This is a genomic window from Agarivorans sp. 1_MG-2023, from assembly GCF_030548385.1.
Lineage (GTDB): Bacteria > Pseudomonadota > Gammaproteobacteria > Enterobacterales > Celerinatantimonadaceae > Agarivorans.
Genome location: NZ_JAUOSJ010000023.1, coordinates 20,939 through 33,602, shown reverse-complemented (window position 1 = coordinate 33,602; position 12,664 = coordinate 20,939). Strand labels below are relative to the sequence as shown.

Annotated in this window: 10 protein-coding genes; 4 read left to right on the top strand and 6 right to left on the bottom strand. The window is 37.9% G+C overall.

What is annotated here, in order from left to right:
* Positions 1–60: 60 nt before the first annotated feature.
* From Q4592_RS21240 to Q4592_RS21230, 3 genes are all read right to left on the bottom strand, one after another.
* The gene (locus tag Q4592_RS21240) at positions 61–1,392 is read right to left on the bottom strand and encodes a relaxase/mobilization nuclease domain-containing protein (protein WP_303516794.1); all 1,332 of its coding nucleotides are present in this window, start codon (positions 1,390–1,392) and stop codon (positions 61–63) included.
* 2 nt (positions 1,393–1,394) lie between these two features.
* Positions 1,395–1,811, bottom strand: a complete 417-nt coding sequence (locus tag Q4592_RS21235; protein WP_248715026.1) for a hypothetical protein — start codon at positions 1,809–1,811, stop codon at positions 1,395–1,397.
* A 2,084-nt stretch (positions 1,812–3,895) separates the two neighbouring features.
* Positions 3,896–4,894: a DUF3578 domain-containing protein gene (locus tag Q4592_RS21230; RefSeq protein ID WP_303516791.1), complete on the bottom strand. Its 999-nt coding sequence runs from the start codon at positions 4,892–4,894 to the stop codon at positions 3,896–3,898.
* 1,298 nt (positions 4,895–6,192) lie between these two features.
* Here Q4592_RS21230 and Q4592_RS21225 point away from each other — a divergent pair.
* The 3 genes from Q4592_RS21225 (at position 6,193) to Q4592_RS21215 (ending at position 6,877) form a co-directional block, all read left to right on the top strand.
* Entirely contained in the window at positions 6,193–6,324 is a 132-nt protein-coding gene (locus Q4592_RS21225; protein WP_303516789.1) for a hypothetical protein, read from the top strand.
* 111 nt (positions 6,325–6,435) lie between these two features.
* Positions 6,436–6,657, top strand: coding sequence for a hypothetical protein (locus Q4592_RS21220; RefSeq protein ID WP_303516787.1), 222 nt, complete (start codon positions 6,436–6,438; stop codon positions 6,655–6,657).
* Between the two features lie 37 nt (positions 6,658–6,694).
* Positions 6,695–6,877 carry a hypothetical protein gene (locus tag Q4592_RS21215; RefSeq protein WP_303516785.1) on the top strand — a complete coding sequence of 61 codons (183 nt, stop codon included), beginning with the start codon at positions 6,695–6,697 and terminating at the stop codon, positions 6,875–6,877.
* Positions 6,878–7,149: 272 nt separating this feature from the next.
* Here Q4592_RS21215 and Q4592_RS21210 read toward each other — a convergent pair whose 3' ends face one another.
* Both Q4592_RS21210 and Q4592_RS21205 read right to left on the bottom strand, forming a co-directional pair.
* Positions 7,150–8,121, bottom strand: a complete 972-nt coding sequence (locus tag Q4592_RS21210) for a retron St85 family RNA-directed DNA polymerase (RefSeq protein ID WP_303516783.1) — start codon at positions 8,119–8,121, stop codon at positions 7,150–7,152.
* Between the two features lie 151 nt (positions 8,122–8,272).
* Positions 8,273–9,178, bottom strand: a complete 906-nt coding sequence (locus Q4592_RS21205; protein WP_303516781.1) for a retron St85 family effector protein — start codon at positions 9,176–9,178, stop codon at positions 8,273–8,275.
* Positions 9,179–9,369: 191 nt separating this feature from the next.
* On the opposite strand from Q4592_RS21205, the gene Q4592_RS21200 reads away from it, so the two are divergent.
* Complete coding sequence (locus tag Q4592_RS21200; RefSeq protein WP_303516779.1) at positions 9,370–11,205, top strand: ATP-dependent endonuclease; 1,836 nt, start codon at positions 9,370–9,372, stop codon at positions 11,203–11,205.
* Positions 11,206–11,574: 369 nt separating this feature from the next.
* On the opposite strand, the gene Q4592_RS21195 is transcribed toward Q4592_RS21200, so the two are convergent.
* Complete coding sequence (locus tag Q4592_RS21195) at positions 11,575–12,363, bottom strand: metallophosphoesterase (RefSeq protein WP_303516777.1); 789 nt, start codon at positions 12,361–12,363, stop codon at positions 11,575–11,577.
* Positions 12,364–12,664: the final 301 nt, after the last annotated feature.

Here is a 12,664-nt window from a genome sequence, read left to right as displayed (position 1 = left end):
CTAGCACCTCATAGCAGTCAGAGAACTGTGGGATCTGAAACTGCTAGCACCTCATAGCAGTCAGAGAACTGTGGGATTTGAAACTGCTAGCACATCATAGCAGTTAGAGAACTGACTTCTAGTGGATTCTACTCTCCAGATTTCAGTGTCCCTTGATATTTTACTGCTGACCGGTGAATAGTGATCATATTCACTATAAGTTATTAACTGATCTGGCTCGTAGTAGAAACACTGCTGTTTATCTAGCTTTCTTGCATAATCACGTGCAATCATTCGGCGATGAGCTTGCTTGATCTCCATTTCTTCGCTCTCTAATCCAAACAATGACAACATAAACTCTACGAACTCCATCAGCTTTTTAAGCTTAACAATCTCGTACTTTTCTTTACCAGTTTTATATATGAAGTCGACATATGGATTATTATTTATACTGCGAACTCGGTAGGGGGAGCGCTTGGTTTTTAGTCGTTTAAACTGCTTGGCCGTAAGCTTAAAACTAAATGTGAATTGTCCAGGGTCTTTAGCTAGACCCAACGCAAAATTGTCACGCTCTGGGTTGTAACTTATGCCTTCGTTACTCAGCAGTTTACCCCAAGTAAAGCGAGTAGCTTTGACTTTGCTTCCGCTAACCCAAGTACCATTTTTGCCGGTCTTGAATTTAATACCTTCGGGTTTACCGTTCTTGCCTTCTTTCACTGCTACAAATACGTTCACTTTAGCGAGCCTCATTACTAAGTCAGTCATGGTTTTGGGGCGACCAAAGCGCTTGTAAGCTTCTTTAAACCTTGCCCTGATAATAGCCGCCTCATCACTTTTTATGGCGTTTAAACGACCTCCAGCTACTTTAACTTCGACTTTGGTGTAGTTGTAACCAAAATTTTCGTTAGGGTTTTGTAGCTTCCTCAATCCATATCTATTTTCTGCTCGCCTCATACTGGACCAGCCCTTTTCATAATCGTTCGCTGTCGATACTAGAGAGCGCCCCGGCTGATTTTGTACTAAACATGCAGCTATATGAGCGTGCTCTTTATCTGTGTTCATATGTACAGCAGCAGTCCATACAGTTAATCTTGAATAGCCTAAGTCGGTCATGTAATCATTGACTATTTGGTGCCATTGATCGTCTTGTAAGTGCTCACCAGGGGCCAAGGATATGACATAGTGCTTAAAGAGCTTTCGACCTTTCCCTTGGTATAGTGCAGACTGGTCTTCGAACTCTTCAATTATGTCTGAAAGATCCATTTTCCCTCCAGTCATAGGGTCAGCGCTAAATACATTTCCACCAATATGGCGTACTTGAGAGACCTCGTGCTCGTGGGCATCTCCGCGGTAAATGTAGAAAAGAGTAGAGGCGATAGTGTCTCGAGTTTCTTTTGGGTTGTGAGTTGCCATAGTTATAACTCCTCACTAATCTTGACTGTTTTACTTTTTGAAGGTTTAAGCTCTCTACGTATAGCTTGTATAACATTCATTGCTATTAATAGTTGTTTCATATAAACATTCATAATTTGAGGACCCGCAATATGCAATGCTTTAGTTGCTTGATTTACGTTGTTGCCGAGACTCATCAGCTCAGCAACTAAAGCTGCATTAACTTGTGACTGCTCGATAAATATAAAGCCACCTTTGCTTATGCTTTCGACTGTAGCGTCATGAACAAAGCGCGAGACTTGCGTGTAACCTGCATTTTTTGCTTGATTTTTAAAGAATGCATATTCAGATTTAGTACAGCTAAATTTAATAACTTTACTACGTTTTTCTTCGTCGCTTAATCGTGGACGACCTCCAACTTTTGTTCTATTTTCGTTCATGGTTTAATTCCTCGTGCTTTTAGCATCTTTTTATTATGTCGCGCAGAACCCCCTAGGGTTTGAGCATCCAGTTTAGTTGTTAGTATGAAAAACCGATGGCGCAGCCTATTAAGGTTTTTTGGTGCTATAAAACATTGCTGGCGGTCATTTACTAAAAACTTAAGTTGAAATCTGTCGTTTCAATCTTTAATTAATTTATTATCTACTTTAATGATCAACAGTAACAGGATTTATTGCATGTATGCTTGAAAGTATTTATATGTCAATTGGACAAAAGTGAAAAAAATATTATGAATATAGTTTTAAGTACTAGTTGAATTTAACAACTTCCACACGTGTTACTTCAACTGCCGTACGTGGAAGTTTTTTGGCCGAACATCCACAGACAATAAGTGTGAAACATCCAACTTTACAATTACCTTGTAGTACTTTAATGCGACTATCTTTTAACATAAATAATCGAAAGTTGTTTCGCAAAGCATTAGTGCGAGAGATGAATCTATTGACTATTTCACACTCTAGAAAAACTAAATCAAACAAGAAAAAAGAACTAGAGACTAAGAAAAGTCTTTGTGTAGTCGAAGTTATTGTTGAATTAAATACAATACTACGCTAAATAAGTATTCATCCCTATTGCTACCCATTTACAACCAGACTATATGAAAAAGTGTTTCAACAGATCAATTCGCACCTTTTTTATAGGAAACTTATCACTATAAGTATCCAATTTATTGGGGTCCCAGCTAGGTTATCGAGGTACTGACTCTATTATGCTATGAAAGTGTTGGCCTAACTCATTAAGCAGTTTTCATTGTTAGAATTAGCAATTCGCTATTAACTGGATTTCTACTTGCTGCGCAGCGGCAAGGCCACTGTCAAAATATTTTGTTCATGGCCTGCTTCGTTTCTCGCAGAAAAAAACCAGTTTAGAGCAAACAATACAAATTGAGCTTAAGAAGTAGATTGACGTTCTTATCCTTTTAATTTGATCTCAATTATAAGAGGAGTGCACTTTTTCAGAAATTTACAGTAACTTTTTTCACAAACTCTAAAAAAAGTATTATATTCCAAAAAACAGGCATTTTTCATTCATTTATACCATAGAATTTCAAGTGTAATCATTGCGTTTTTCGCAACAAACCGAGCTGCTAGCACCTCATAGCAGCTGACATAATGTGAGAGCTGAAACTGCTAGTAAGACTGAACGAAGTGAAAACTAAACTGGTAAGGTCTGCAAAGCTTAGACTCATTTTAGGTTCTCAAGACATTGTAGCTTCCATTCGTCACTCGAAACTGTTCAGGGTTGAGTTAGGTAACTCACTTTTGCCCCTATACGTGATAGGTCACTCAGTTAGTTATTTTTAAGTTTATTGTCAGTTGTTATGTCGTTACATAAGTTACAAAGCACTTGGACTGGAATCGTTACTTAGTTGAACGTCCGCTTCTGGCGAAAGCCACGATAAGCTTCTGTTTAATCCTCAGCGTCACATGTGCTCTAACAATATGGGCGAGTACACATTACAAGTTCCCCTCGCTCGCCCTAACCTCTAGCACAACACTTCTAACAGGGTCCAAATCGCAATCATAAACGTAGTGACCAGGCTCCGAAACCATTCTGAAATTTGATTTAGTCGCCAATGTAAGTGATATAACCTTTATCTTTATTTCGCCACCTGTAGTGACTGAACTTCGTACAAAGTATTCCGTCAGTCCATTCATGTGTGTATTTGGCAAGCTTTTCTACTTGAAGGCTGCATTTGAGCGCAGCCGCAAGGCTGTGCTTCTCACCCCAGCACTGAAGGTTCTCAGAGCACGCCGAACTTTCCTTGCTCAGCTTTGTAGGCTTCTGCTTATACCAGTCCAGTCAACGGCCAAAAAGACTAATGCTGCCAACAGAATTGCGTAAAGCACACAGTTTTTACGTGACAACTCTGGATAATCAATACCACAATTGGGACAGATTCTTGCGCCCTGCTTAACCTTTTTTTGGCATTTTTACATCCAACTTTGAACACCTGTCCGTCCTTCTATTCCAGCTGAGCAATCAATTCATTGTGTGCCGCAGAAGTGCTTTGGAATTCAATCTAAAGGTCGGCAATTTTAAATGCCTTAAACCTTTCATTTAGATTTGATGATAGCTTCATTGATATTTTGGGCATACCAAGTTTTTTGAACTTGTTGTAATAACTGTGGCCCTGTAACTCTTTACACCAGAACAACTTTCCTGATTTATTGATACCAAGCTTATTCAAGTCAAAGAGAGTGTGTATATCTGACCTTAATAACAAGCCATTGTGCACAGACATGCTTCCATTTTCAGCAACGGGAATAATGTGAGCAGCCTCAAGTATACTGTCTACATCACAACCTGTGACCAAGCATTTACCATTATTTATTTGCTTAAGTTTATTCCTAAAGGCTGGCTGGCCTCGCCTTAAGAGAATTGACCTAATAACCCTCTCAGATTGAAATCCAGATATTTTACTTATATCTTTGTCGGCCCCCATACTTGAATAACTCACGTAAACGGAGAGCAACTTATCGATGTCATTCCACAATTTTGAGGCTGTAGTGCTTAACTTGTAGGACTTTTCAGCTATACGGATATTCAGCTCTTCGTTTGTCGTGTTTATCTGGAACCCCGCGTCTGCTAACCGCTTACCGTGGATTGCCGAGATGTTAAATGCGTTTTCCTTGAGAAGTGACTCAGCCTTCGGTTTACCATATTCCTTGGTTAGGGCATGAATGCCTTGGGTAAGTGTCAAAATGAATGGCGCTGCTTGCACTTCTGTGGTTGACGGTTTTAGTATTAATGCACCGTAAACGCCTGCTTGCCCTGATATGCTTACTCTTGAATCTCTAAAATATACGATTGGAGTCTTAGGGAGTAGCCCTTGTCCAAGTGATACACTTACTTGGATGGAGCTAAAACCACGTTTCTCGACAAACTTCGCAAACTCCTCCTCAAGACCTATAAGCATCGCGGCAACTTCAGGGTTGTTGCTTTTAAGGCTTTCTCTATTTTTAGTTCTTAGTTCATCATAATCACTGATGATTTTCCTTATTTTAAGGATTATCCCCATTATTTAGTCCTTCAAATTGGTGGCTTTGTCACGGTACATTTTTTAACTGCTACTGACTATTAGTAAGGCCAGAGAACAGTATACGTTTCAAAATATCGAACAAACTGCTAGCACCTCATAGCAGCTGGCATTATCTTGCAGTGCTTTAATGTTACTAATTTTTAACATATACAATCGAAAGTAGTTTCGCAAAGCAATAGTGCGAGAGATGAACTTCTTGACTCTTTCACACTCTAGAACAAACTAAATCAAACATAAAAAGAACTAGGGACTAAGAAAATTCTTTGTGTAGCCGAAGTTATTGTTGAATTAAAATACATTGCTACGCTAAATAAGTATCCATATTGCTACCCATTTAAAACCAGACTATATGAAAAGAGTTTCAACAGATCAATTCGCACCTTTTTATAAAAAACCTACCACTATAATTATCCAATTTTTTGGGGTTCCAGCTAGGTTGTCAACGTACTGATTCTATTATGCTATGAAAGTGTTAGCCGAACTCATTAAGCAATTTTCATTATTAAAATTGGCAATTCACTATTAACTGGATGTCTACTTGCTGCGCAGCGGCAAGGCCACTGTCAAAGTGTTTTGTTCATGGCCTGCTTCGTTCCTCGCAGAAAAATCCAGTCTAGATCAAATAATACAAATTGAGCTTAAGAAGTAGATGGACGTTCTTATCCATTTTATTTGTTCTCAATTATAAGAGGAGTGCACTTTTTTTGAAATTTACAGTAACTTTTTATACGAAACCCCCAAAAAAGTATAATAGTCCAAAATAACGGTATGATTTAGTCATTTAAACCATACTATTTCAAATGTAGTCATTGCGTTTTTCGCAACAAACCGAGCTGCTAGCACCTCCCCTAGCAGTCCGGCTAATGGTGAGTATTGAAATTGCTAGTACCTCGTAGCAGCCAGCATAATGGTGAGTTTTGAAACTGCTAGCACCTCCTAGCAGTCCGGCTAATGGTGAGTTTTGAAATTGCTAGTACCTCCTAGCAGCCAGCATAATGTCAGATCTAAAAATGCGAGCACCATACGTTTATCAAGGTCACTTCTAAACGCTATTGAAAGCACTACGATGAAATAGCCAGATTGTTCAATAATTTCAGAAAAACCTCAATAAATGTAGCTTTTCAAAATCAGTGAGATAGACGTAAATATTAGCATAGGCGAATTTAAGCTGTTGTTTTATTAACATTTTAGTATGGTCAAAATAATTTTGATTGCTATGCTACCCAAAAATCACAGTGCATCTCAAACTGAATGCACACAAAAAAGGGGAGCACAAAATGCCTACTTCTAACTCTCGAAAAGCGCTACATTTTGAAGAACTAAAACGTACTCAAGCACCAAAGGCGCTGAGTTCAAATAATGCAAAGAAAAACAACCTTCTTATCAAAAAATTAGAAACTGCCATTTAAATCGAAACTAAAACGAAATCAACAATGACAAATCATACGAAGCGGTATGTAACTACCACACTCTTTACATCACAATGAAAACAACAGCCCACACGGCAAAAGGTAAATAGAATGAATATCGAAACTAACGCACAAACGGAACTGAGAGAAGTACTTGCACTAGCTAGCCAAAAAGGAAGAACTCGAGACGGTTCGTTCGTAATGAAGCAGCTACAACAAAAAGGTTGGAAGTTTAAAACCTACATCAAATCTTCAGACATTGTAAGTAAAACCAGCCATGCATGCGGCTACCAGGGCTGCTACGGAACAGGTGTAATGCATAAAATCGCTTAACATCTTCTCTCCGCTATACGGGACTTTGTAGTCAATTATGAAACGTGAAATCAATTACAAAGAACACTCAACAGAAGCAGCGACTTTCGTAGCATTCTCAAAGGATTTGAATCTAGATATTGAAACCGCTGCTCGCCTAGGTGCTGCGCAAATGATGAAGCGTGTTTATCGATTGAGTCTTGTTGATAATCTAAAGATTGTTTACTCTGATTTTCAATAGTTCAGCAAGCTAGTAGAGCGCGATGGTTTGTATGCTGCTCTACTGTACAAAGAGATAATTACTCTGATATGGAAGAATCAACTTACTTCAATCCACCTGTAAGTCGATACAACAAATAGCTGGGCAAGAAATATGTCATTCGCCCTAACCCACTTTTGGACAAAAGCGTGCCAGTGATTTTGCTAAGTAAAAAAACGGATTAGATCAAGTATGGAATACCCTGATAAGCAAAAGGAAAGACCTGAACCTATCGTTTTAAGTTTCGGAGAGGTTTATTTCTTTTTATGTGATATTTTAACATGTATTTCATTAAAATCATTCACACCTAACCCTTTCTCCTTTAAGCCATCAATATAATTGTATATTTTATTGTAAGATTTCTTATCAACTGCGTATGTAAATGATAGCAACCCATTCACATGGTTAACATTGTTGCTTTTCCCTGTATATATGTGATGTATTTTCGCTCTTAAATCTCGATATTTATCACGACCTATCCCAACACCATTTTGAGATAAAATTAGCCCTGTTATTTTCTTTTGCCTTCTAGTTCCACATAGCTTTGTCTTTTCTTTGTTTATTACTAAATTTTCACTAGAAATAATAGTATTTATAAATTGCTTTGCTTTTTGTATTTTTATAGCTGTGTTAGCGGAAAGTGTTATATCATCAGCGTACCGGGTATAGGTTATTCCCTTTGGTCCTGCATAACCATAAATTCGAGCATCAAGCTTTGAGCAAATTAGATTTGCTAACTTTGGTGATGTTGGTGCTCCTTGAGGAAGATATCCATCATATACACATAAATTTGTAAGAAGTGTTGCCATTTCTTTATTGTAACCAACAGATGAGAACACGCCATATACTTTAGATGCTGATATGCTTGGAAAGAACTCTTCTAAATCTAGAGATAAAATATAGTTTGAACCTACATGTGGCGTAGCATTATCAAGTATAGATGTACCAATTTCAAAACCTTTAGAATACGGTGATGATGATAATTCATCTAGAACATTCCTTAAGATCCATGCCTGTACAGCTTTTAGTGCCCTAGAGGGTTGAGCAACGGTTCGACTCCCACCATTGGCTTTTGGTAATTTATAAGTTTTATAAAAGGAGTCTGATGAATATGATAGTCGTCTCACTAGACCTAGACTGAGACGAGTCTCTGATGCGAAATCGTCGATAGATGTTAATGCTGGCAATCCAACATTTCTAAGCTGATAAACACTCTTGGAAGTCATTTGGCGAGATACCCTTACGTCTTAAGATACGGATTTCACTGTGCCGTTAAAGAGACTACTGTACTCTTTCACGGCACAGTTAAATGCGCCGTCACACTGGTTTTGATACAGGACTGCGAAACACAATCCAATGAACTAGGTTCACTATATGCTAAGGGTATCTGCCAGATGTAATCCTATCATAGGACACTCTTGCATTACCACGATTTTCAGCATTAAGTAGCTCTAATCTAACCTTGTCTAACCTACTACTAGAAAAGGACTTTCTGACATATTCAGAACCTTTCTTTGTCACTTGATAACCATTGGGTGTTCGGGCTATGTAACGATTATCGGCTAGTCGTCCTAATGATGATTTAGTTGCAATTTCACAAAGAGTTTTATCTTGCTCAGTAGCATAGCCAATTAACTTTGCCAATGTAGCTCTACTGATTTGATCGATAAGATATACACATGGAAGTATGAAATGTTCAGCTTCTAAAATATTAGCTACGTTCTTTTCAACAGGGTGAAATTTTCTTATATTCGTAATATTATCATTGACTTGCTTGTATATCTTACGAGCTTCATCTGTATGGGAAAGATGATCATAATTTATATGTAGGACTTTACCTGTACCTGAATCTCTTACTAAACGGTATGGTCCATAGTTTATAAAGCTCTTGTCAGATTTGTATTTTCTATTTGATAAAACAATCATTTTTTGTGCTAAAGATTCATTATTTGAAAAAGCACCTATCTCAGCAAATGAACCAGGACTTTCAGGGAAAAGAACGATTGCATCAACGCTCTCCGCAAGCAGGTTCTCAAGCTTGAGTAAACTGTGTTGCCCTTGCCCTGCAAGTAAGTCATCAAACAAATCTTCAGGATATAGCAATTCATAGCGTGGATAATTGCTAAACACTGTAGCCATTTTTGAACGAGCGGTGTCACGATTCGTGATATCTGCGCCGCACAAAAACACTGTAACATTTCTTTGATTACGTGGGACGAAGATTTCTTCTTTTACAACTTTAGCTATATGTTCAAGTTCTTCGTTGCTGAGGCAGTGATTCATGTTGATGCCTGTATGATACAGAGTTAACACCAATTATATACTGAACTGATTGTTCAACAAAGATAAGAGTGAACAGCCATCGACTTTTTTGTGTTATCTATCACCAACTTAACAAAGTGTTTCGCTCAACACTTTATGCGCACTATTGATATGCAATAATGCATTTCCCTCGTGTGTTTTTTGGAGTTGAAATGTCGGTAAAATTAGAAAAATTGATCATCAAGAACTTTCGTTCAATAGGCTCTAAACCAGTTGAAATAGAATTGGATGACATTGTTATTCTTGTAGGTGGTAATAATTTCGGCAAGAGTACTATCCTAAAAGCATATTACGCAGCGGTGAACGGTGAGAAACTATCGAAAGAAGATTTCCACAATAATATAATTAATGATATCAATAATTTGCCAGCAATAGAGCTTCATACTATTTGTTCGGACTCAGACAAGCCTGGGGCAAAGTTTTGGGAAAGTATAGATAAAGATCCCGACGGTACTGGGCTTGTAAGGGTAAAAGAAATTTTTACTTGGGAGAAGCCAGCAGAAGCCCCAAAAAGGTTAGGATTTAGAGTTGATTTAGGGCGTTACCCTAACGAAACAGATGAAGCTCCCCGCCAACCGTGGGCTTCTGATAATGCATCTAGAAAAAAACGCCCAAAAGCCCACTTAATCGGCACCTTTGATAACCCTGATACTCAAAGCAATTCAATCAAAGGGATTTTGGTCGACGTATTGCTGGAACAAAAAATCAGAGAATTTTGTCCTCTCACTGGAGAGCATGATTTCTCCTCTTTATATGATCAAATTAATACCCTTAAAGCAGAGTTTGTTGCTGAAACTAAAGTTACTTTAGATGATTTAGCGAAAGATATATCTACATATGCGTCAAAAATTGTCCCAAACCATAAATTAAACATTTCTATCGCTGAAGATGATATAGCTGATTCAAATCTAAAAATATTTGACTCCAAAGAAGTCGAGGTTAGCTTTGGAAGAGATGCCCATATGTTTCCAATATCAAATCACGGTAGCGGTGCTAGACGCACACTATTATGGGCTGTACTTAAGAAGATCGCAGAACTTGGTTTTGAATCGATAGATAAAGGCAAGAAATACAAGCCACTAGGTAACATAAAATCTCACCTGTTATTACTCGATGAGCCTGAATTAAGTTTGCACCCATCAGCATGTCGGGAAACACGTGATATGCTTTATGATATTGCAGAAAGTAATGATAACTGGCAGGTTATGATAACGACGCATTCACCAAGTTTTATTGATCTAACAAGAGATCACACGAAAATCATTCGAGTTGAGAATTCAGGAAACAACGTAGTTGCCACTACATTATTTAAACCAAATGACATTACATTTACCGAAGATGAAACTGAATCGTTAAAACTACTAAACCTCTTAAACCCCGATGTTATGGAGTTTTTCTTTGGTGGACGTGTTTTATTGGTCGAGGGTGACACTGAGTATTCTGCTTTTGGTAAAATAATAAGTGACGCCAAAGCTAATAACGACAACATGTTTGATGATTTACTCATATTAAGGTGTGGGGGAAAAGTACAAGTTTCAATGTTTATGAAAATTCTTAATCATTTTAATAAGGAATACTTTGTCCTTCATGACATCGATTCGATGGAAATATTGAAAAGCCGTTGGATAAAAAATTCAGAAGGTATTAAATCAAAACAGCTAAGAATTGAAAAAAATCCCGCTTGGTCTAACAACTCAAAAATAATGAATGAAATGAGCAACTTATCAAGCGTTTACGGTTCTATCATTGATTTTGAAACTGCATATTTTGAATGTGGTATTGGTACGGGAAAACCAGAGAATGCCATTAACATGCTGAAAAATGAAGATATCTACGCAGTAATTAAGAATTTACTAATAGGTATAATTAACGACAATGCACAACTACTACCTGCTGGCACTGTGAGATGGACACAAATTAGTGAAATCCAAGATAAGTTTGAGTCATATGCCATAGACAATCCAGAAGTAATACCAAACTTACCCTAGTAGTCGTATTAACATACGTTTGGGTTACGAATTTCGATTTGTAACCCAAGCGTAAATTTAGTGCACATCACAAATTAACTAAATAAATCCAATTAGTTGCTGTTCACCATCCAGTTATCGCCCTTTTTGTATCTAGAATCGTAACTTGGCTCATTGTACTAAAACTTGGTACTAAACATGCGCTATCTAAAAATCACACCGAATGGAAACCAAACTAGTGGGGTCGCGTCTTGCCTTTTACGTCCATTAGTATAATTATTGCAAGTACTTAAATTGAAGAATGAGGCGCTGGTCGAGTTAACTGATTTCGGGGCAATTTCGAGTTACAGATGAGCCGAATATTAAGAATCTAGAACGAGCCTAAGATTCTCAGGCCTTAACTGAATTAGCTGTGGTTACTAGATACAACCTCTTATCGACATTGAGTACTTGATTTTTACCGATTTCGATAAACGGTTTGCTCCAATGACTATGCCCGAAAGCAACGATGCTTTTACTTTTTGACAATAAATAGTTTGTGATTTCAAGGTCACCTAACTGGCTATTTGAAGTATCCTCTGGACCTTGATGTAAAAGTATGAGGTCGTTTTTAACAGTTGTGACTTTTGCTAGAGCGCTCATAAACTCCTGCTTTGATTTTCTTTGATTTCTGTCACTGCGCCCAATAATGCCTGATACGCCGCCAATGCGAACACCCAAATATTTTTTACTACTACCGTCTAGCACAATAGTATTCGAGGCCAGATGCTGTTCCTTAACGATATCGTGGTTTCCAAGCACGCCCACAACAAATGGAAATTCTTTAGCGAATGCATTCCAAACGTTCGTTACGTCACCAGTGCCGCCTACTTTATGAAGCTGCGGATAGTCATAAAAGTCCCCGGCCAATGCGACAAAGCTAATCGATGGTATTTCACCCAACTCAGATAACAGACTTAACTCTTCTGCTACTACCTCACCAACAAGTCGATTTGTTTTTTTGTTTTGTTCACGCCCTTGGAGATCAGAACTAATCACAAAAGAAGTAATCCCATCGGGTAACTCATCAACTATCGCTTTATAAAACGGAAGCACAACTTCACGAACCTTGCCTCCTTGTCCAGAAGATCTATATTCAAGCTCATAAAATGGGTCTTCTGATACTTCTATAAATCTCATGCACACTCTCCCTGATGCCTAAAAGGTCGTAACCTAAGTAATAGACAATATGTTTGATACTTGGGGCTTTAAGTTAATTAAGTCAAAGAGGATAGTTTAGAAATGTTGAGAAAATCCGTACTAGCAAAGACTGGGAAGTCCTGTTTTATATGACAAAGCGAGTATTAGCCGGTGACTATTTTTGTTTAAATCACGCACAGAGCGTGTAGCTAGCATGACTATTGTCGCTCTTTAAGTAACGTCAAAGCCTGACATCAATATAGTGCACGCACTCTCTTTCGTCAATAAAATATAACGTTTT

Bases quoted from the DNA above. Each gene is read 5' to 3' on its own strand.
- Q4592_RS21240 (WP_303516794.1), bottom strand. From the start codon at position 1,392: ATGGCAACTCACAACCCAAAAGAAACTCGAGACACTATCGCCTCTACT.
- Q4592_RS21235 (WP_248715026.1), bottom strand. From the start codon at position 1,811: ATGAACGAAAATAGAACAAAAGTTGGAGGTCGTCCACGATTAAGCGAC.
- Q4592_RS21230 (WP_303516791.1), bottom strand. From the start codon at position 4,894: ATGGGGATAATCCTTAAAATAAGGAAAATCATCAGTGATTATGATGAA.
- Q4592_RS21225 (WP_303516789.1), top strand. From the start codon at position 6,193: ATGCCTACTTCTAACTCTCGAAAAGCGCTACATTTTGAAGAACTAAAA.
- Q4592_RS21220 (WP_303516787.1), top strand. From the start codon at position 6,436: ATGAATATCGAAACTAACGCACAAACGGAACTGAGAGAAGTACTTGCA.
- Q4592_RS21215 (WP_303516785.1), top strand. From the start codon at position 6,695: ATGAAACGTGAAATCAATTACAAAGAACACTCAACAGAAGCAGCGACT.
- Q4592_RS21210 (WP_303516783.1), bottom strand. From the start codon at position 8,121: ATGACTTCCAAGAGTGTTTATCAGCTTAGAAATGTTGGATTGCCAGCA.
- Q4592_RS21205 (WP_303516781.1), bottom strand. From the start codon at position 9,178: ATGAATCACTGCCTCAGCAACGAAGAACTTGAACATATAGCTAAAGTT.
- Q4592_RS21200 (WP_303516779.1), top strand. From the start codon at position 9,370: ATGTCGGTAAAATTAGAAAAATTGATCATCAAGAACTTTCGTTCAATA.
- Q4592_RS21195 (WP_303516777.1), bottom strand. From the start codon at position 12,363: ATGAGATTTATAGAAGTATCAGAAGACCCATTTTATGAGCTTGAATAT.